The organism is Azohydromonas lata NBRC 102462 (genome assembly GCF_001571085.1).
GTDB classification, from domain to species: Bacteria; Pseudomonadota; Gammaproteobacteria; order Burkholderiales; family Burkholderiaceae_C; genus Azohydromonas; species Azohydromonas lata.
The window spans coordinates 21738-39409 of record NZ_BCTC01000002.1 but is presented as its reverse complement, the minus strand read 5'-3'; the positions used below and the strand labels follow the sequence as shown (position 1 = coordinate 39409).

18 protein-coding genes are annotated in these 17672 nt (G+C 72.4%); 7 read left to right on the top strand and 11 right to left on the bottom strand.

Features of this window, described 5'->3' with window-relative positions:
- Nucleotides 1–139 precede the first annotated feature (139 nt).
- Together ALA01S_RS01180 and ALA01S_RS01175 are read left to right on the top strand one after the other, a co-directional pair.
- Nucleotides 140–2137 (top strand): lytic transglycosylase domain-containing protein, encoded by a 1998-nt coding sequence (locus ALA01S_RS01180; RefSeq protein WP_066330889.1) that lies wholly within the window; start codon nt 140–142, stop codon nt 2135–2137.
- A gap of 51 nt (nt 2138–2188) precedes the next feature.
- Nucleotides 2189–3142, top strand: coding sequence for a complex I NDUFA9 subunit family protein (locus tag ALA01S_RS01175; RefSeq protein WP_066330887.1), 954 nt, complete (start codon nt 2189–2191; stop codon nt 3140–3142).
- A gap of 79 nt (nt 3143–3221) precedes the next feature.
- Here ALA01S_RS01175 and glmU read toward each other — a convergent pair whose 3' ends face one another.
- Nucleotides 3222–4589 (bottom strand): bifunctional UDP-N-acetylglucosamine diphosphorylase/glucosamine-1-phosphate N-acetyltransferase GlmU, encoded by a 1368-nt coding sequence (glmU, locus tag ALA01S_RS01170; RefSeq protein WP_066330884.1) that lies wholly within the window; start codon nt 4587–4589, stop codon nt 3222–3224.
- Here glmU and ALA01S_RS01165 point away from each other — a divergent pair.
- Nucleotides 4588–5463, top strand: coding sequence for a DUF6279 family lipoprotein (locus ALA01S_RS01165; protein ID WP_066330882.1), 876 nt, complete (start codon nt 4588–4590; stop codon nt 5461–5463). The genes glmU and ALA01S_RS01165 overlap by 2 nt on opposite strands.
- Before the next feature lie 140 nt (nt 5464–5603).
- Here the strand turns inward: ALA01S_RS01165 and ALA01S_RS01160 are convergent, their stop codons facing one another.
- The 4 genes from ALA01S_RS01160 to ALA01S_RS01145 form a co-directional block, all read right to left on the bottom strand.
- The gene (locus tag ALA01S_RS01160) at nt 5604–6245 is read right to left on the bottom strand and encodes a DUF4136 domain-containing protein (protein WP_066330878.1); all 642 of its coding nucleotides are present in this window, start codon (nt 6243–6245) and stop codon (nt 5604–5606) included.
- Between the two features lie 74 nt (nt 6246–6319).
- Entirely contained in the window at nt 6320–7297 is a 978-nt protein-coding gene (gene ttcA / locus ALA01S_RS01155) for a tRNA 2-thiocytidine(32) synthetase TtcA (RefSeq protein ID WP_084267100.1), read from the bottom strand.
- An 8-nt stretch (nt 7298–7305) separates the two neighbouring features.
- Complete coding sequence (locus ALA01S_RS01150; RefSeq protein WP_066330876.1) at nt 7306–7716, bottom strand: dihydroneopterin aldolase; 411 nt, start codon at nt 7714–7716, stop codon at nt 7306–7308.
- A 4-nt stretch (nt 7717–7720) separates the two neighbouring features.
- Nucleotides 7721–8500, bottom strand: coding sequence for an SDR family oxidoreductase (locus ALA01S_RS01145; RefSeq protein ID WP_066330874.1), 780 nt, complete (start codon nt 8498–8500; stop codon nt 7721–7723).
- 18 nt (nt 8501–8518) lie between these two features.
- On the opposite strand from ALA01S_RS01145, the gene ALA01S_RS01140 reads away from it, so the two are divergent.
- Both ALA01S_RS01140 and ALA01S_RS01135 read left to right on the top strand, forming a co-directional pair.
- Nucleotides 8519–9622: a class I SAM-dependent methyltransferase gene (locus ALA01S_RS01140; protein ID WP_066330872.1), complete on the top strand. Its 1104-nt coding sequence runs from the start codon at nt 8519–8521 to the stop codon at nt 9620–9622.
- Nucleotides 9623–9641: 19 nt separating this feature from the next.
- A complete protein-coding gene (locus tag ALA01S_RS01135; protein ID WP_066330870.1) occupies nt 9642–9833 on the top strand; it encodes a DUF2905 domain-containing protein in 192 nt (63 codons plus the stop codon).
- Nucleotides 9834–9872: 39 nt separating this feature from the next.
- On the opposite strand, the gene ALA01S_RS01130 is transcribed toward ALA01S_RS01135, so the two are convergent.
- Nucleotides 9873–11141 (bottom strand): multifunctional CCA addition/repair protein, encoded by a 1269-nt coding sequence (locus ALA01S_RS01130; protein ID WP_066330869.1) that lies wholly within the window; start codon nt 11139–11141, stop codon nt 9873–9875.
- Nucleotides 11142–11419: 278 nt separating this feature from the next.
- Here ALA01S_RS01130 and ALA01S_RS01125 point away from each other — a divergent pair, with 278 nt between their 5' ends.
- On the top strand, nt 11420–11755 hold the full coding sequence (locus ALA01S_RS01125) for a hypothetical protein (protein WP_157118691.1): 336 nt from the start codon (nt 11420–11422) through the stop codon (nt 11753–11755).
- A 68-nt stretch (nt 11756–11823) separates the two neighbouring features.
- On the opposite strand, the gene ALA01S_RS01120 is transcribed toward ALA01S_RS01125, so the two are convergent.
- The 3 genes from ALA01S_RS01120 to tsaB are packed head-to-tail and all read right to left on the bottom strand — an operon-like array spanning nt 11824 to nt 14011.
- Nucleotides 11824–12801, bottom strand: a complete 978-nt coding sequence (locus ALA01S_RS01120) for a uracil-DNA glycosylase (RefSeq protein WP_066330863.1) — start codon at nt 12799–12801, stop codon at nt 11824–11826.
- 5 nt (nt 12802–12806) lie between these two features.
- Nucleotides 12807–13292 (bottom strand): ribosomal protein S18-alanine N-acetyltransferase, encoded by a 486-nt coding sequence (rimI, locus tag ALA01S_RS01115; protein WP_066330859.1) that lies wholly within the window; start codon nt 13290–13292, stop codon nt 12807–12809.
- A complete protein-coding gene (tsaB, locus tag ALA01S_RS01110) occupies nt 13289–14011 on the bottom strand; it encodes a tRNA (adenosine(37)-N6)-threonylcarbamoyltransferase complex dimerization subunit type 1 TsaB (RefSeq protein ID WP_066330857.1) in 723 nt (240 codons plus the stop codon). The genes rimI and tsaB overlap by 4 nt, the downstream gene beginning before the upstream one ends.
- A gap of 113 nt (nt 14012–14124) precedes the next feature.
- Between tsaB and dacB the strand changes: the two genes are divergently transcribed.
- Entirely contained in the window at nt 14125–15564 is a 1440-nt protein-coding gene (gene dacB, locus ALA01S_RS01105; RefSeq protein ID WP_066330856.1) for a D-alanyl-D-alanine carboxypeptidase/D-alanyl-D-alanine endopeptidase, read from the top strand.
- 64 nt (nt 15565–15628) lie between these two features.
- Here dacB and ALA01S_RS01100 read toward each other — a convergent pair whose 3' ends face one another.
- Both ALA01S_RS01100 and ALA01S_RS01095 read right to left on the bottom strand, forming a co-directional pair.
- Nucleotides 15629–16639 carry an SGNH/GDSL hydrolase family protein gene (locus ALA01S_RS01100; RefSeq protein WP_157118690.1) on the bottom strand — a complete coding sequence of 337 codons (1011 nt, stop codon included), beginning with the start codon at nt 16637–16639 and terminating at the stop codon, nt 15629–15631.
- A gap of 47 nt (nt 16640–16686) precedes the next feature.
- Nucleotides 16687–17670, bottom strand: coding sequence for an L-threonylcarbamoyladenylate synthase (locus tag ALA01S_RS01095; protein ID WP_066330848.1), 984 nt, complete (start codon nt 17668–17670; stop codon nt 16687–16689).
- Nucleotides 17671–17672: the final 2 nt, after the last annotated feature.

Sequence of the window (17672 nt, the reverse complement as noted above, 5' to 3'; positions counted from 1 at the left end):
CCGCTTTTCACGCCAAGGCGATGTTTTCGAACGGGAATTGAGCCTGCTATGCCGTGCACGGCGGCAGGGCATTTTTTGCACGCTTGGACCGGGCCCGCGCTGCGCTAGATTCAGCCGGTTCTCCTCCTGTCGCTCCTCCATGAACCGCCATTTCCGCCTGGCCGCGCTGTCGCTTGCGCTGCTGTCCGCCCTGCCCTGCGCCCTTCCCGCCGCCCATGCCCAAAGCGGCGACGACATCGTGGTGGAGGCCCGCGACGCGCTGCGCAAGCGCGACCGCATGAAGCTCGCCGCCGCGCGCAGCCTGGTCAACGCCGAACAGCACCCGCTGGCCTCCTGGGTCGAGTACTGGGAGCTCGGCAACCGCCTGGCGCAGGCCACGACCGATGAGGTCGAAGCCTTCTACACGCGCTGGAGCGGCACCTACGTCGAAGACCGGCTGCGCAACGACTGGCTGCTGGAGCTGGGCCGCCGCCGCGACTGGTCGGCCTTCAGCCGCGACTACCCGCGCTTTCGCATGAACGACGACCGCGAGGTCAGCTGCTACGCGCTGCTCTCCGACCATCTCGCCGGCAAGGACGTGCGCGAGGCCGCGCGCGAGGCCTGGTTCGCGCAGCGCGACCTGGACGACGGCTGCCACCTGCTGGCCTCCACGCTGGTTCGCGCCGGCGTGTTCAGCACCGACGAGATCTGGCAGAAGGTGCGCCTGGCCGCCGAGGGCAACCGGCCCAAGGCCGCGATGGCCGCCGCGGCGCTGCTGAACGTGCCGGGCCTGACCGCCAGCGTCAGCGACGCCTTCAGCCAGCCCCCGCGCTACCTGGCCCGCAAGGCCTCGGCCGGCGACCGCACCGGTGCCGAGCTCACCGCGCTGGCGTTGGCCCGCGCCGCCGCGTCCGACCCCGAAAGCGCCGCCACCCTGGCGCAGGACTGGCAAAACCGCCTGCCGCCGCAGCTCGCCGGCTGGGTGTGGGGCCAGGTGGGCCTGCAGGGCGCGCTGAAACTGCTGCCGCAGGCCTCGGAGTGGTACCTGCGCGCCGGCGCCCTGGCCGTGGCGCCCGGCCCCAAGGTGGCGTGGAGCGAGGACATGCTGGCCTGGCAGGCGCGCGCCGCGCTGCGCGGCAGCCCACAGCGCTGGGCCCTGGTGCGCGACGCCGTGGACGCCATGCCCGGCGCACGCCAGCGCGAACCGGTGTGGGTGTACTGGAAGTCCCGCGCCGTGCTGGCCGAAGCCGTGCGCGGCGCCGACGGCGACCCCGTGCGCCAGCAGGCGCAGCAGGCGCTGGCGGGCATCGCCACCGGCGTGGGCTACTACGGCAAGCTCGCCGCCGAGGAACTGGGCCGCAAGCCCGCGCTGCCGCCCACCCCCCAGCCCCTGAGCAAGGCCGAGCGCGAGGCGGCCAACGCCAACCCGGGCCTGTCGCGCGCGCTGCAGCTCATAGACATCGGCCTGCGCAACGAGGGCGTGCGCGAGTGGAATTTCACGCTGCGCGGCATGGACGACCGCGCGCTGCTGGCCGCCGCGCAGCGCGCCTGCGAGCGCGAGGTGTGGGACCGCTGCATCAACACCAGCGAGAAGACCCGCGACGAGATCGACATGAACCAGCGCTTCCCCATGCCGCACCGCCAGGCGGTGCTGCGCGAGGCGCGCGCCATCGGCCTGGACCCGGCCTACGTCTACGGCCTCATACGGCAGGAGTCGCGCTTCATCACCGACGCGCGCTCGCACGTGGGCGCCTCGGGGCTGATGCAGGTCATGCCCGCCACCGCGCGCTGGACGGCCAAGAAGCTGGGCATTCCCTACTCCGGCGACCTCATCACCGACCGCGACACCAACCTCAAGATCGGCACGGGCTATCTGAAACTCGTGCTGGACAGCTTCGAGGGCCACCAGGCCCTGGCCGCCGCGGCCTACAACGCCGGCCCGGGCCGGCCGCGGCGCTGGAGCGAGGGCGGCACGCTGGAGGCCGCGGTGTGGGCCGAGAGCATCCCCTTCAACGAGACGCGCGACTACGTGCAGAAGGTGCTGTCCAACGCGGTGGACTACGCCGCGCTCATCGCCGGGCAGCCCATGAGCCTGAAGTCGCGCCTGGGCGCCACCATTGGGCCCGGTACGCGCGCGCCGGACGCTGAACTGCCGTAAGGCCGCGCCTGTCATTTGCCAGTGCAAGCAGTCCGTCACCTGGAGACCGTCATGAAGCGAGTTCTCATCCTGGGCGGCACCGGCTTCGTGGGCCGGGCCCTGTGTGCCCAACTGGCCGAGCGCCATCCCGACACCGAGGTCGTGGTGCCCACGCGCCACACCGGCCAGCGCCGCGCCCTGCTGGCGCTGCCGGACGTGCAGATGGTGCAGGCCGACATCCACGACGAGGCGGCGCTGGCGCGGCTGCTGCAGGGCTGCGACGCGGCGGTGAGCCTGGTGGGCGTCCTGCACGGCGACGAGGCGCGCTTTCGCCGCGTGCACGCCGAGCTGCCGCGCAAGCTCGTGCATGCCTGCCGCGTCGCGGGCGTGCGGCGCATCGTCCACGTCAGCGCCCTGGGCGCGGCGCCGGACGCGCCGTCGCGCTACCTGCGCTCCAAGGCTGCCGGCGAGGCCGCGCTGCTGACCTCGGGCCTGGACGTGACTCTCCTGCGCCCCTCGGTGATCTTCGGCGAGGAGGACCATTTCCTGAACCTGTTCGCCAGGCTGCAGGCCTGGGCCCCGGTGATGCCGCTGGCCGGCGCCCACGCCCGCTTCCAGCCCGTGTGGGTGCACGACGTGGCGCGGGCGCTGCTCAAGTGCCTGGAAGACCCGCACACCACCACAGGCCAGACCTACGAGCTGGCCGGCCCGCACGTGTACACGCTGGCCGAGCTGGTGCAGCTGGCCGGGCGCGCCTGCGGGCATGAGCGCCCCATCATTCCGCTGCCGGACGCCGTGGGCCGGCTGCAGGCCGGCTTCATGCAACTGCTGCCCGGCGAGCCGCTGATGTCCGGCGACAACCTGGACTCCATGAAGGTGGACAACGTCGCCAGCGGCCAGCTCCCGGGGCTGCAGGCCTTGGGCATACAGCCCGCGGCCGTCTCGGCCATCGCGCCGGAATACCTCTCGGCGCGACACGGCTGCCAGCGGCTGGACTTGCTGCGGGCTCGCGCGCGGCGCGGCTGACGCCGCCCCCGGGCCGCCGCCGGCCCTGAAAACGGCAAAGGCCGCTTCGTGCGGCCTTTGCTGTTCCTGCGGGAGGCGTTTACTTCGCCTTCTTCACCGGCCGCTGCCACCCCGACAGCGACACCTGCCGGGCGCGCCCAACGGTGAGCTGGTCGGCCGGGGCGTCCTTGCTGATGGTGGAGCCACCGCCAATGGTGGCGCGGTCGCCGATGGCGACCGGCGCCACCAGCACGCAGTTGGAGCCGATGCGCACGTCCTCGCCGATCACCGTGCGGTGCTTGTTGACGCCGTCGTAGTTGGCGGTGATGGAGCCCGCGCCGTAGTTGGTGCGCGCGCCCACCGTGGCGTCGCCCAGGTAGGCCAGGTGGTTGGCCTTGGCGCCGCGCGCCAGCGTGGAGTTCTTCACCTCCACGAAGTTGCCGATGTGCACCTCCTCCGCCAGTTGCGCACCCGGGCGCAGCCGCGCGAAGGGGCCGATCTGCGCCTGGCTGCCCACCTGCGCGCCGTCGATGTGGGTGAAGGCGGCGATCTGCACGCCCGCGCCTATGCGCGCGTTGCGGATGACGCAGTGCGGGCCGACGCGCACGCCGTCGCCCAACTGCACCTCGCCCTCGAACACGCAGCCCACGTCGATGTCCACGTCCTGGCCGCAGGAGAGCTGGCCGCGCAGGTCGAAGCGCGCCGGGTCCATCAGCCGCACGCCGGCTTCCATGAGCGCCTCGGCCTGCTGGCGCTGGAAGCGGCGCTCCAGGTCGGCCAGTTGCGCCGGGCTGTTGACGCCCAGCACCTCGGTCTCGCCCGCGGCGGGCGTGGCCACCACCGGCACGCCGTCGGCCACGGCCATGGCCACGATGTCGGTCAGGTAGTACTCGCCCTGGGCGTTGTCGTTGTTCAGTTGCGATACCCAGCGCTGCAGCAGCGCCGTGGGCGCGGCCATCATGCCGGTGTAGACCTCGCGGATGCGGCGCTGGGCGTCGCTGGCGTCCTTGTGCTCGACGATGGCGCGCACCTGCTCGCCCTCGCGGACGATGCGGCCGTAGCCGCTGGCGTCGGCCAGCTCGATGGTCAGCAGCGCCAGGCGCTGGCCGCCGCAGGCCTCGATCAGCGCCTGCGCCGTCTGCGCGCGGATGAGCGGCACGTCGCCGTTGAGGATGAGCGTGGTCTGCTGCGCCACATCCAGCGCGGGCGACGCCTGCTGGATGGCATGCCCCGTGCCCAGTTGAGGCATCTGGCGGACGAACTGGAGGCCGGGTGCGGCCACAGCGGCTTCCACCGCTTCGGCGCCGTGGCCCGTGATGACCACCGTGCGCCGCGAATCCAGCGCCTCCACGGTGGACAGCACATGCTGCAGCAGGCTGCGGCCGGCGAGCTTGTGCAGCACTTTGGGCAGCGCTGACTTCATGCGGGTGCCTTTGCCCGCGGCCATGATGACGACGTTGGATGCCATGAAAACTGAGTCCTTGCGAGGTTGGCGGATTATCGCGGCGGCCCTGCTGCTGCTGGCGCTCGGCGGCTGCGGCGCCATGCGGCTGGTCTACAAGCAAGCGGATGAGCTGCTGTACTGGTGGGCCGACGGCTACGCCGACTTCACCGACGAGCAGGCCCCGCGCGTGCGCGCGGCCATCGCCCAGTGGTTCGACTGGCACCGCCACACGCAACTGCCCGTCTACGCCGCGCGGCTGGCGCAACTGCAGCCGCAAACCGCGGCCGACACCACGCCTGCGGCGGTGTGCGCGCTGCGCGACGAAGGCGAGCACTGGGCCGAGGCCGCCTTCACGCACGGCCTGCCCACCGTGGCCGCGCTGGCCGTGACGCTGCAGGCCGACCAGCTCAAGAACATCCAGAAGCGCTTCGACAAGGTCAACCGCGACTACCGCTCGGACTTCGTGAAGCCGGACGCCGCCGCGCAGCGCCAGGCGCTGCACAAGCGCACGGTGGAGCGGGCGGAAAAGCTCTACGGGCGGCTGGAGCGCGCGCAGCGCGAGCGCATCGCCCAACTGGAGGCCGACACGCCCTTCGACGGCGAGCGCTCCCTGCAGTTGCGCGTGGCGCGCCAGCAGGAGGTGCTGCGCACCCTGCGCGGCCTGCAGGGCGCCACGCCCGCGCAGGCGCAGGACGCCCTGCGCGCCCTGGCGCAGCGCCTGCAGGCGCCTGCTCAGGACGATTTAAACCGCTACCAGGCCGCGCTGGAGCAGTTCAACTGCGGCCTGGCCGCCGAGATCCACAACCTCACCACGCCGGAACAGCGCCGCACCGCACGCGAGCGGCTGCAGGGGTGGGAGATGGATTTCAGGGCGCTGGCGGCGCCGGCCAAGGGGTGAGCGTGCGCCGCAAGCCGGCGAGCCGCGCCCACGACCTCGTCATCCCCGCGCAGGCGGGGACCCAGGCGGTCCCCTATCGCAACGTGAGCTGCGAGGCAGGACCTGCTGCCTGTCAGCCCCACAACGCTGCTGCCGGGCCCTCAAGGCGCCTTGGCCGATTCCGCCTCCAGCGGCACGTTCACGCGCCGCGGCGAGGGGTTGCCCTGCGGGAAGTCGGCCAGCGCGGCGCGGAACATGGCCTCGTACAGCGCCGGGCTGCCGGCGAGCGCGCCGTCGCTGCGCGCGTGGCCCTCGTACAGCACCGCGCCGCCGTTGCGATCGCGTATGAGCACGCTCACCTCGCGCTCGTACCAGGGCGTGCTGAAGGACGGCCCCCACCACGGCGGCCCCCACGGGTTGCCCCAGAAGCCCGGATAGCGCCGACCCGGCACCGTCCACGCCGGCCCCCACGGGCCGCCCCACGGACCCCAGGCGTAGTCCAGCCGCTCAAAGCGCATGTTGCGCAGGTTGACCTGCACGCTCACGGCGGCCTGCGCCGCGTCGGCCGCGGGCGTGAAGGCGGCCTGCGCCAGCGCGGGCCGCGCCGCGTCTTCGAGCTGCTGCTGCAGCGTCAGCTCGGCCTGCTGCGAGGGCAGCCGCTCGAACACGTAGCGGCCCCCGGGCGTGCGCCCGGCGGGCCAGGCGCCATAGCCCACCACGTCGGACGACACCTGGTTGAGCGAGGCACAGCCGCTGACCGCGACGGCGGCGGCCAGCGCAAGCGGCAGGCGGTGGAACTTCATGACGGGGCTCCCGTGACGGGTGGGTTCGGCAAGCGCCATGCCCCGCCAGGCGAGGCCGGCGCCCGCGCCGGGGTTCAGCGGTCGAGCTGCAGCTGCACCACGTTCTGCACCGGCGGCTCGTCGTCGTGGTCAAAGGCCTTGTCGCCCTCCGGATCGGCCAGGCCCGTGGCCTTGAGACCCGTGAAGTCGTAGAGCCGCTTGTCCATCATGTGCGACGGGACGATGTTGCCCATGGCGGTGAACATGTTGTCGATGCGGCCGGGGAAGCGCTTGTCCCAGTCGCGCAGCATCTGCTTGATCTGCACGCGCTGCAGGTTCTCCTGGCTGCCGCACAGGGTGCAGGGAATGATGGGGTACTGCCGGTGCGCGGCCCAGCGCTCGATGTCGGTCTCGGCCGCGTAGGCCAGCGGGCGGATGACGATGTTCTTCCCGTCGTCGCTCACGAGCTTCGGCGGCATGCCCTTCATGCGGCTGCCGAAGAACATGTTCATGAACAGCGTCTGCAGCATGTCGTCGCGGTGGTGGCCCAGCGCGATCTTGGTGGCGCCCAGCTCGCCCGCGACGCGGTAGAGGATGCCGCGGCGCAGCCGCGAGCACAGGCTGCACATCGTCTTGCCCTCGGGGATGTGCTTCTTGACGATGCTGTAGGTGTCCTGGTTCTCGATGTGGAACGGGATGCCCAGGCCCTTGAGGTACTCCGGCAGCACGTGCTCGGGGAAACCGGGCTGCTTCTGGTCCAGGTTCACGGCCACCAGCTCGAACTTGATGGGCGCGCGCTGGCGCAGGTTCATCAGGATGTCCAGCAGCGTGAAGCTGTCCTTGCCGCCGGACAGGCAGACCATGACGCGGTCGCCCTCCTCGATCATGTTGAAGTCGGCAATGGCCTGGCCGACCTGGCGGTGCAGCCGCTTGGCTAATTTGTTGATCTCGAACGCAGCCTTCTTCTCGGCGCGGCGCGCCTCCTCGTCGGCGTCGGCGGGGGCCTGGGCCAGGGTCTGCGCCGACAGTTCGGCGTCTTGCCCGTTCAGGGCGGGGGCGGGGATGCTGCTCATGGTGATGCTCAGGAGGCCTGGGACTCGTCGTTCTTGACCGCGAAGACTTCAACGCCCACGGCCTCGCAGTCGGGATACACGTCGGGCTTTTCGGTGGACACGCGCGCGGCCATGACGCGCGGGTGGGCCAGCATGAGGGCCAGCACGTCGTCGCACAGCGTTTCCTGCAGGTGGATGTGGCCGCGCGAGACGCGCTCGGCGATGGTGCGGCGGATGAAGTCGTAGTCCACCACCTCGGCCAGCTCGTCGGCCTTGGGCGTGGACAGTGCCAGCGGGATGTAGAGCTCCACGTTGATCAGCACCCGCTGCTCGCCCTTCTTCTCGAAGTCGTGCACGCCGATGTTGATCCAGACCTCGTAGTTGCGCAGGAACAGCCTGCGGCAGGACATGAGGCTGGGATGGGAGAGCAGGCTTTGCATGACTTCAATCGGTGTTCGTGGGCGCGAGGAAAAGCACGTCGCGCGCCTGGCGTGCCAGGTGTTGGCCGCCATCCACCAGCAGCGTGGTGCCGGTGATGGCCGGCGATTCGAGGACGAAGCGCACGGCGTGCGCGATGTCCTCGGCGGTGGAGGAGCGGCCCAGGGGCGTCATCGCATGCGCGGCCTGGAACTGCCGCTCGTCCATGGGCCCGGAGGGCAGCGTGACGCCGGGCGCCACGCCCGCCACGCGCACCCGCGGCGCCAGCGCCATGGCCAGCAGCGTGGTGGCGCTCTCCAAAGCCGCCTTGGACAGGGTGTAGGACAAGTGGTCCGGATTCGGGTTCCACAGCTTCTGGTCCAGCAGGTTCACCACGCAGCCGCGCGCGCCCTCGCGCGTGGCCAGGTGGGCATGCAGCGCCTGCGCCAGCAGCACGGGCGCGGCGGTGTTGGCCTTCCATTGCCGCTCCATGGCGGCATGGGAAAAGGTCTCCACCGTGTCGTGCTCGAACAGCGAGGCGTTGTTGACCACCGCGTCCAGCCGGCCGAAAGCCCTCACCGCCGCCGGGACGAGGGCGCGCGTGGCGGCCTCGTCACACAGGTCGGCGCTGAGGATCTCGCAGCGCGCGCCCAGGGCGCGCACGGCCTCGGCGGTGTCGTGCGCTTCGCCCTGCGAGCCGCGGCAGTGCAGCGCCACGTCCCAGCCGTGGGCGGCCAGCTCCAGGGCGATGCTGCGCCCTATGCGGCGGGCGCTGCCGGTAACCAGCACGGCGGGTCGCTGGACCATGATTCCTACAATCCCAACATGCGAAAAGACGAACCCGCCAGTGTATCGGCCGAGCTGGCCCACCGATTGCGCCAGGACATCGCCGCCGAAGGCGGATGGTGGCCTTTTGACCGCTTCATGGCCGCCGCGCTGTACACGCCGCACCTGGGCTACTACGCCCACGGCGGCGTGAAGTTCGGCGCCCTCCCCGAAGGCGGCAGCGACTTCATCACCGCGCCGGAGCTCAGCCCGCTCTTCGGCCACACGGTGGCCGTGCAGGTGGCGCAGGTGCTGGACGAGGCGGGCCTGGACGAGGTCGTCGAGTTCGGCGCCGGCACCGGCGCGCTGGCGCAGCAGCTCCTGGAGGCCCTGGGCGAGCGCTGCCGCCGCTACACCATCGTGGAGCTGTCGGCCTCGCTGCGGCAGCGCCAGCAGCAGCGGCTGGCCGCCTTCGGCGAGCGCGTGCGCTGGGTGGACGCGCTGCCGGACGTGATCGAAGGCGTGGCCGTGGGCAACGAGGTGCTGGACGCCATGCCCGTGCAACTGCTGCACTGGGACGGCGCACAGTGGCTGGAGCGCGGCGTGGCCGTGGACGAGTGGCGCTTCACGTTCGCCGACCGGCCCACGGACCTGCGCCCGCCCGTGGACGGGCCCTTCCTGCCCGGCACGGTGACGGAAATCCATCCGCAGGCCCGCGCCTTCATCACCACGCTGGCCGAGCGGCTGCAGCGCGGCGCGGCCTTCTTCATCGACTACGGCTTTCCGGAAGCCGAGTACTACCACGTGCAGCGCCACGGCGGCACGCTGATGTGCCACCGCGCCCACCAGGCCGACACCGACCCGCTGTCGGACGTGGGCCTGAAGGACATCACCGCCCACGTGGACTTCACCGGCATCGCCCTGGCCGGCCAGGACGCCGGGCTGGACGTGCTGGGCTACACCTCGCAGGCGCACTTCCTCATGAACTGCGGGCTGGCGCAGCGCCTGGCCGATGCCGGCGTGCGCGAGCGCGCCCTGGGGCAGAAGCTGATGCAGGAGCACGAGATGGGCGAGCTGTTCAAGGTCATCGCCTTCGGCCGCGGGCTGCCTGAAGGGTTCGATCCCGTCGGCTTCACCCGGGGCGACCGCAGCCACCGGCTGTGAGCGGCACCGTCAGGACCGCATGCGCTGGCTGATCGTCTTCCTGCTGGCCTCGCTGGTCTTCAGCGGCCTCAACAGCTGGTTGCGCAAGATCGGCTTGGGCCGCCTGCCCGGGGATTTCACCTTCCGCTGGCGCGGCCGCGAGTTCCACGTGCCGCTGGCCAGCAGCCTGGTGCTGAGCTTGCTGATGGGACTGATCGGCTTGCTGATCTGAGGACGCCCCGGCGCCCGCCTCAGGGCCCGCAAAGCCTGTTCAAAGGCCGAAGGGCTCGCCGCCGTCCTCGTCCTGGCCGGCCCAGCCGGCCAGCCCGGCCTCTATCGCCGCCACCCGCGCCTGCTGCACCGCCTCGCCTATGGCCGGCCCCTTGAGGCCGCGCGCCACGGCCTGCGCCGACGCGGCGTGGGCGTCCATGCCGCGCGCCCAGCCCAGCACGGCCCGCAGGCGGCGGCGCTGCGGGTAGTCCACGTCCTCGCGCCCGGCACGGCCACGCGCGTCGCACTCGCAGGCCAGCAGCAACTGTTCAAAGCGCTCCGGGCGTCGCAGCGCGTCACAGCGCTCCAGCAGCCGCAGCAGCGCCTTGGCATTGAAATCGCCGCTGCGGTGCACGTTGCCGTGCTCGCGCGCCACGACCTCCGCCAGATGTGCGCAGTCGTTGGGCACTTTCAAGCGCTCGCAGACGTCCTGCAGCAGCTTCACGCTGCGCATCTCGTGCCCCAGGTGGCGCGGCAGGATCTCGGCCGGCGTGGTGCCCTTGCCCAGATCGTGGCCCAGGCAGGCGAAGCGCACGGGCAGCGGCGCGTGCAGCCGCGCGGCGCAATCCAGCACCAGCAGCAGGTGCACGCCGGTGTCCACCTCGGGGTGGTGCGCTTCCGGCTGCGGCACGCCCCACAGGCGATCCACCTCCGGCAGCAGCACGGCCAGCGCGCCGCAGTCGCGCAGCACCTCCAGCATGCGGCTGGGCCGCGGCTCCATCAGCCCGCGCGCGAGCTCCTGCCACACGCGCTCGGGCACCAGGTGGTCCAGCTCGCCCTCGGCCACCATGTGGCGCATCAGCTCCAGCGTCTCGCCGGCCAGGCTGAACTCGGTGAAGCGGGCCGCGAAGCGCGCCACGCGCAGCACGCGCACGGGGTCTTCCACGAAGGCCGGGCTGACGTGGCGCAGCACGCGCTCGCGCAGGTCGCGCTCGCCGCCCCAGGGGTCCACCAGCGTGCCGTCCTCGCGCAGCGCCATGGCGTTGATGGTCAGGTCGCGGCGGCGCAGGTCGTCTTCCAGCGTCACGTCCGGCGCGGCGTACACCGCGAAACCACGGTAACCCCGCCCGCTCTTGCGCTCGGTGCGCGCCAGCGCGTGCTCCTCGCCTGTTTCCGGATGCAAAAAGACCGGGAAGTCCGCGCCGACGTTGCGGTAGCCCGCATCCACCATTTGTTGCGGCGTGGCGCCGACCACCACCCAGTCCGTATCGCTGTGCGGCAGGCCCAGCAGGCGGTCGCGCACGGCGCCGCCGACGATGAAACGTTGCATGCGGCGCAGTCTACGCAGCGCCCCTGGACGCACCTAAAACCGGCGCCGGCATTGCGCCCGCGCATAGAAGATTTGCAACCAAGCATCAACGTCTTGTGACACCCGGCCTTGGAGCACGGGGTGCCACGGGACTCGCGGAGATCGGTAAATACCCGAACGCGCGACGGCTGGCCCCATTCCGGCAAGCCGGCACACCGTCGACGCCCCCTCCATGCGCCGCCGCGGCTCCCTGCCGCCGGCGCCTTATTCCAGAAGTGCCGCCCTTCAGGAGAGATGGCATGAGATCGAAGTCTTGGGTCCTGGCCGCGGCCTTGTCGGCCGCCGCCGTTGTTTTTGCCCCCGCGGTGTTTGCCGTCACGGGAGCGGGCAGCGGGCTGGGCTCCACCACAGCCACGACCGTTGCCGCCAACACGCCGGCCGCCGTGCAGGTGCTGGTGCCTCGCGAAGCCGGGATGGATCCCGGCGCCGTGCGCCCGGTGGCCAACACCTCGCCGGCCACGGTCGCCAAGCCGGGCGAGCCGGACCCGTCGCAAGGCCCCTTCCCCACATCCGAAACCCTGCTGCTGCTGGCCGGGTTGCTGGCCGTGGGCATCATCGTCCGGCGCCGGCAATAGCCGCCGGTGCGCTTGCGGCACGACATGGCGGGCCCCACACGGGGCCCGCCGGCTTTTTGGGGGCTGGCCTACGCCGGCAGCCCGGATGCGCCGGCCCCGGCCTGCCGCTCCATGACTTCGGCGGCCAGGCACAGGTCGTCCCAGGCACGGGCCTTGTCCACCGGGTTGCGCAGCAGGTAGGCCGGGTGGTAGGTCACCACCAGCGGGATGCCCTGGTAGCTGTGCACCTGGCCGCGCAGCTTGCCTATGGGCAGCGTGCTGCGCAGCAGCGACTGCACCGCGAAGCGTCCCATGGCCAGGATCACCTTGGGCTGCACCAGCGCGAGCTGGCGCTGCAGGTAGGGCTCGCACTGCGCCAGCTCCTGCGGCGCCGGGTTGCGGTTGCGCGGCGGGCGGCATTTCAGCGTGTTGGCGATGAACACCTGGCGCTGCGGCTCGGCCGGCTCGCGCGTGAGGCCCAGGGCCTGCAGCATCGCGTCCAGCAGCTCGCCGGAGGGGCCGACGAAGGGTTTGCCCTGCAAATCCTCCTGCTCGCCCGGGGCTTCGCCTACGATCATCCAGTGCGCGCGCTCGTTGCCCATGCCGAAGACGGTGTTGCGGCGGCTGTTGCACAGCTCGCAGGCACGGCAGCTCTCGACCGCGGCGCGCAGCGCGGGCCAGTCCATGCCGGCAATGCCGCGGTCGTCGCCAAAGGCCAGGCCCGGGGCCACGTCCAGCGGCCCGTCCACGCGCAGCGCGGGCGCGGGGGCCGACGCCGCACTGGCGCTGCCGGCCCCGGCCGCCAGGGGCAGCGGCCGGCCCGTGGGCGCCAGCACGGGCGCAGCCGCGACGGGCGCGGGCGCCGGGGCCGGACGCTCCTGGGCCGCGGGCGCCACGGGAGCCTGGACGCGCTGCGCCGGCAGGGCCGGCGGCGGCTCGGTGGCGGGCGCGCCGTTGGCGGCGTGCAGGTCCGCCGCGGCTTGGGCCGTGCCGTCCTGCGCCGCGGGCTGCCAGAGCTTGATGCCCATCCAGGCCAGCATCTGCTGCTGGCGTTCACTGTAGGCCATGGCGTTCAGCCCTCCAGCGGCGCGATGGGCAGGTTCATGAGCAGCGCGTCCTCGCGCTGCCCGCCCGCCGCGGGGTAGTAGGCGCGGCGGCGCCCAACCTGGGCAAAGCCGTAGCGCTCGTAGAGCTCGCGCGCGCCGGTGTTGCTCTCGCGCACTTCCAGCCAGAGGCTTTCGGCCTCCACCAGGCGGCAGTGGTGCACCAGCGCGTCGAGCATGAAGCGGGCGTAGCCGTGGCGCCGTGCCGCGGGCGCCACGGTGATGTTGAGCAGGTGCATCTCGTCCACGCCGTCCATGGCCACGAAGTAGCCCACGGGCGCGCCGCCCGGCGCCTCGCGCAGCAGTTGCGCGAAGTAGCCCGCGTGCAGCGAATCCACGAAGTTGCCGCGGCTCCACGGGAAGTCGTAGCTGGCCTGCTCCAGCACCATCACGGCGTCCAGGTGCGCCACGCGCAGGGGCTCCAGCACGGGGTGCGGCTGCAGCGCGGCGCTCATGCAGCCGCTCCGGCGGCGGCCGTGGCGGCGCGCGCAGCTTCGCGCTCGGCCGTGGTCTGCGCCACCTTGTCGCGCAGGTACAGGGGCAGCGCCTGTGCGGCGTCCAGCGCCTGGCCGGCCACCCAGGCCTGCTGGGCCAGCCGCATGAGGGCGGCGCCGCGGTCGCGCGCCTGCGGCACGTGGCGCGGCGCGGTAGACGAGGCGTCGTCTACGGGCAGCAGGTGCAGCCCGGAGCCGGCCAGCACCTCGGCCTCGCAGCGCCAAGCCCCGGGGGCGTACAGGCCCGGCTCCTGCAGCGTCAGCCAGCCCTGGGGCGTGAACCGGTAGTGCGCGGCGTAGAGCTCGTTCATGCGCGCGTCCATGGCCACGCCGACGCTGAAACCCTCGCCGCCGCCGCATTGGGCGCGCGCGTCCTCGGCCACGACGAGCAGGCTGTCCAGCGCCAGCACGGGCTTGCCCGCGCCATAGGCCAGGCCCTGCGCCACGGAGCAGGCGGTGCGCAGCCCGGTGAAGGCGCCGGGGCCGCGGGCGAAGGCGATGGCGTCCAGGCCGGCCAGCGTCAGCCCGGCGCGCCGCAGCAGCTCCAGCGCCGCGGGCAGCACGCGGCGCGAGGACTCGGCGCCGCCGGCCTCGTCCAGCGTCAGCACGCCCTGCGCGCCGGCCACGGCCAGCACCAGGCGCTCGGTGGAGCAGTCCACCGCCAGCAGGGCTGTGCTCATGCGCAACGCCTCCAGCAGGCCCGCGACGGGAAAGAAAAGAGCAGGGCTTCCATCGGCCCGGATTATCCGGCAGGCCCATCCCGCGGCCAGGGGGCCGGCTAGGATGCCCCGCCATGCCGACCCGTCGCCTCTGCCTCTCCGCCCTGCTCGCCCTGCCCATGGCCTTGCGGGCCCAGACCACCTCCCTGCCTTTACCCTCCGGCACCTCGGACGCCGCCGCCCTGCCCCTGCCTGTGGCCCAGGCGCTGCAGCAAGTGAATTTGCCGCCGCAGGCGCTGGCCGTGCTGGTGCAGGAAGTGAACAACGGCGCGCAGCGCCTGGCCTTCAACACGGCGCAGCCCATGAACCCCGCCTCGGTCATGAAGCTGGCCACCACGGCCGCGGCGCTGGACCTGCTGGGCCCGGCCTGGAGCTGGCGCACCCCGGTGTGGCTGTTGGGCGAGGTGGAGCGCGGCCGGCTGCGCGGCTCGGTGCTCATCCAGGGCCGCGGCGACCCCAAGCTCACCCAGGAGCGGCTGTACCTGCTGATGCGGCGGCTGCGCGCCATGGGCGTGGACCAGATCGAGGGCGACTTCATCCTGGACCGCGCGGCTTTCGAGCCTGCCGCCGGCAGCGCGGGCGACTTCGACGGCGAGCCGCTGCGCCCCTACAACGTGCTGCCCGACGCACTGCTGCTCAACCTGCGCGCCTTGATGCTGAGCTTCATGCCGGACGCCGCGCACGGCGTGGCCCGCGTTGGGCTGGAGCCGCCGCTGGAGGGCGTGCGCGTGGACGCGGTGGTGCCGCTGTCCAACGCCGCCTGCGGCGACTGGCGCGGCGTGCTCAAGGCCGACTTCGCCGACCCCGCCCGGCTGCGCCTGGCCGGCCGCTACCCGCTGGCCTGCGGCGAGCGCCAGTGGCCGCTGGCCTATGCCGACCCGCGCGCCTTCGACGCGCGGCTGCTGCAGGCCCTCTGGACGGAAGCCGGCGGCAAGCTGCGCGGCGGCGTGCGCGAGGGCCGCGCCCCGGCCGACGCGCCGCCCAGCTTCGAGCTCACCTCGCCGCCGCTGGCCGAGGTGGTGCGCGACATCAACAAGTTCAGCAACAACGTGATGGCGCAGCAGCTCTTCCTGACGCTGGCGCTGGAGCGCCAGGGCTCAGGCAGCGTGGAAGGCGCGCGCGCGGTGATGGGGAACTGGTTGCTGCAGCGCCTGGGCCCCGAGGCGGCCGCCGGCGCGGTGGTGGACAACGGTTCAGGCCTGTCGCGCCAGACGCGGCTGAGCGCGGCGCTGCTGGGCCGGCTGCTGCAGACGGCCTGGTCCGCGCCCTGGATGCCGGAGCTGATGTCCTCGCTGCCCATTCAGGGCCTGGACGGCACGGTCAAACGCTGGAACGGCGAGCCCGGACGCGCCCACCTCAAGACGGGCTCGCTGCGCGACGTGGCGGCCGTGGCCGGCTACGTGCTGGGCAACAGCGGCCGCCGCCACGTGCTGGTGGCCCTGGTCAACCACCCGCAGGCCTCGGCCGCCCGCCCGGTGCTGGACGCGCTGCTGCAGTGGACGGCGCAGGATTGAAGCGCCGCCAGGCGGCGTGACCGCGGCGTGCGCCGCGCCTTTTGAGGCAGCGGCGCTGGCCGGATCACTGGCCCGGTGCCAGCGTGTTGCGCACGCGGTTGTAGGCGGCGGTGCCCATCACGTAGTGCGTGTAGGGCGAAGGGTGCAGGTCGTCGGCCCAGATCCAGTTGTTGATCTTGCTGGCGTCCGTGAGCGTGGAGGTGGTGCACAAGGGCGTGTTGGTGCCGGCGATGCAGTTGCGGGCGTTGGTGTAGCCGTCGCCCGGGTTGCCGTTGCGGTCCAGCCCGTAGGGACGGCCGAAAATCAGGCCCACCTTGTGGCCGTCGGGCGGCATGTTGGTCACCAGCGCCTCGTTGAAAGCGGCCGTCCACACCTGGACGTTGGCCGTCGCGCCCCGGGAGACCATGTAGGGCGACTGGCCGATATCGGGCACGGTCGCAACGATGATGCCTATGCCCGCCTCGGTGAAGCGCGTGACCTCGGCAGCCAGCAGCTTGCCCAGCCGCGTGGCTTCGGCCGTTGCGGCGGTAACCTCGTCGGCCGTGACGGTGCCGTCGGCGGCAGCGGCGTCGTACAAGGCCTTGATGTCGTACATGCCCACCTGCACCGTCACCAGCGTGCTGCTGGTGGGCACGGGCGCCGTGGTGCGCAGCGCGGCCAGTTTCGTCACCACATCCCCGGTGCGGGCGCCCACCGTGGCGCGGGTTTCGGCCGCGAAGGTGGTGTAGCTGCCGGCGCACTGCTTGAAGGCCATGCCCATGTCGGCGGCCAGCTGCTGCACCCACATCGGGTTGACGGTGCAGTCCAGCGCGCCCGTGGTGCCGTTGAAGCCGTTGATCGTGTACTTCACGCCGTTGCCGGCGGCGCTGCTGGTGGCCGCGCCGGTGACGGTGTTGGTGCCGGTGGCGACGGTGGCGTCGTCGATGAGGCTCAGCTCGTCGCCATAGGCCAGCAGCCGCTGCGGCACGTAAGGCTCCACGCGGTCGCCGCCGCCGCAGGCGCTCAGCACCGCCGCGGCACACAGGGCCAGAGACACACGCCCAGGGCGGCGTGCAAACAGTCGATTCAGGCTCATCGGTTCTCCAGGGCGGCCCTGCCGGCCGCCGGCATTGGCATTGAGGTTCAGGCGGCCGCGGCGGCGCGCTGCAGCCGGTCGCGCACGCCGTCCCATTCCGGCGTGGCGGGTGGGCGTTCCACCCAGATGTGCGTGGCGCCCTGCGCATCCAGCTCGCGCAGCACGGCAAACAGCTCGAAGGCCGCGGCACGCGCGTCGTCCGGCATGCGGCGGTGGGTGACGCCGGGAGGCGGCTCGACGGAGCGGGAATATAGCGCCAGCGCCATCCCCGGCTCGCGTGGCCCGGCCAGGGCCTGGCGCAGCGCATCGGCGTCCAGCAGCCGCAGCGGTGCGCGCGGGGCGTAATGCGCCTCCAGCGTGCCGGAGGCGCGCGGGGCCTGGGCATCGCGGCCGCGCAGGGGCTGGCCGCAGGCGGCCTCAATTTGCGCCGGCGTGAGCACGCCCGGGCGCAGCAGCACGGGCTCGCCGCGCGTGAGGTCCACGATGGTGGATTCGATGCCCACGGCACAGGCCCCGCCGTCCAGCACCAGCATCTCCTCGCCAAACTCGCCCAACACGTGCGCGGCGGTGGTGGGGCTGATGCGGCCGAAGCGGTTGGCACTGGGCGCGGCCACGCCGGGCACGCCCAAGCGGGCGGCCGCCTGCAGCAGCGCATGCGCCACGGGGTGCGCCGGGCAGCGCAGGCCAATGCTGTCCTGCCCGCCCGCGGCCGCCGTGGCCACGCCCTCGCGCCGCGGCAGGATGAGCGTCAGCGGCCCGGGCCAGAAGGCGTCCATCAGCCGGCGCGCCAGCGGCTGCTGCGCCGCGGGCGTGAAGGCCGGCGCCTCGGCAGCGTCGCTGACGTGGACGATGAGCGGGTGGTCGCTGGGCCGGCCCTTGGCGGCAAAGATCTTGGCCACGGCCGCATCGTCGTCGGCGCGCGCGCCCAGGCCGTAGACGGTCTCGGTCGGCAAGGCGACCAGCTCGCCCGCGGCCAGGTGGGCCGCGGCCTGCGCCAGGGCGTGGGGGTCGGCGCCGTCGATCAGCGGCATGG

What these genes read in the sequence shown, in the direction of transcription:
- ALA01S_RS01120 (WP_066330863.1), bottom strand. Translation starts at nt 12,801, where the DNA reads ATGGCCTACAGTGAACGCCAGCAGCAGATGCTGGCCTGGATGGGCATC.
- ALA01S_RS01145 (WP_066330874.1), bottom strand. Translation starts at nt 8,500, where the DNA reads ATGGTCCAGCGACCCGCCGTGCTGGTTACCGGCAGCGCCCGCCGCATA.
- ttcA (WP_084267100.1), bottom strand. Translation starts at nt 7,297, where the DNA reads ATGAGCAGCATCCCCGCCCCCGCCCTGAACGGGCAAGACGCCGAACTG.
- ALA01S_RS01160 (WP_066330878.1), bottom strand. Translation starts at nt 6,245, where the DNA reads ATGAAGTTCCACCGCCTGCCGCTTGCGCTGGCCGCCGCCGTCGCGGTC.
- ALA01S_RS01150 (WP_066330876.1), bottom strand. Translation starts at nt 7,716, where the DNA reads ATGCAAAGCCTGCTCTCCCATCCCAGCCTCATGTCCTGCCGCAGGCTG.
- ALA01S_RS01130 (WP_066330869.1), bottom strand. Translation starts at nt 11,141, where the DNA reads ATGCAACGTTTCATCGTCGGCGGCGCCGTGCGCGACCGCCTGCTGGGC.
- ALA01S_RS01180 (WP_066330889.1), top strand. Translation starts at nt 140, where the DNA reads ATGAACCGCCATTTCCGCCTGGCCGCGCTGTCGCTTGCGCTGCTGTCC.
- ALA01S_RS01165 (WP_066330882.1), top strand. Translation starts at nt 4,588, where the DNA reads ATGAAAACTGAGTCCTTGCGAGGTTGGCGGATTATCGCGGCGGCCCTG.
- rimI (WP_066330859.1), bottom strand. Translation starts at nt 13,292, where the DNA reads ATGAGCGCCGCGCTGCAGCCGCACCCCGTGCTGGAGCCCCTGCGCGTG.
- dacB (WP_066330856.1), top strand. Translation starts at nt 14,125, where the DNA reads ATGCCGACCCGTCGCCTCTGCCTCTCCGCCCTGCTCGCCCTGCCCATG.
- ALA01S_RS01100 (WP_157118690.1), bottom strand. Translation starts at nt 16,639, where the DNA reads ATGAGCCTGAATCGACTGTTTGCACGCCGCCCTGGGCGTGTGTCTCTG.
- ALA01S_RS01125 (WP_157118691.1), top strand. Translation starts at nt 11,420, where the DNA reads ATGAGATCGAAGTCTTGGGTCCTGGCCGCGGCCTTGTCGGCCGCCGCC.
- ALA01S_RS01135 (WP_066330870.1), top strand. Translation starts at nt 9,642, where the DNA reads ATGCGCTGGCTGATCGTCTTCCTGCTGGCCTCGCTGGTCTTCAGCGGC.
- glmU (WP_066330884.1), bottom strand. Translation starts at nt 4,589, where the DNA reads ATGGCATCCAACGTCGTCATCATGGCCGCGGGCAAAGGCACCCGCATG.
- ALA01S_RS01175 (WP_066330887.1), top strand. Translation starts at nt 2,189, where the DNA reads ATGAAGCGAGTTCTCATCCTGGGCGGCACCGGCTTCGTGGGCCGGGCC.
- tsaB (WP_066330857.1), bottom strand. Translation starts at nt 14,011, where the DNA reads ATGAGCACAGCCCTGCTGGCGGTGGACTGCTCCACCGAGCGCCTGGTG.
- ALA01S_RS01095 (WP_066330848.1), bottom strand. Translation starts at nt 17,670, where the DNA reads ATGCCGCTGATCGACGGCGCCGACCCCCACGCCCTGGCGCAGGCCGCG.
- ALA01S_RS01140 (WP_066330872.1), top strand. Translation starts at nt 8,519, where the DNA reads ATGCGAAAAGACGAACCCGCCAGTGTATCGGCCGAGCTGGCCCACCGA.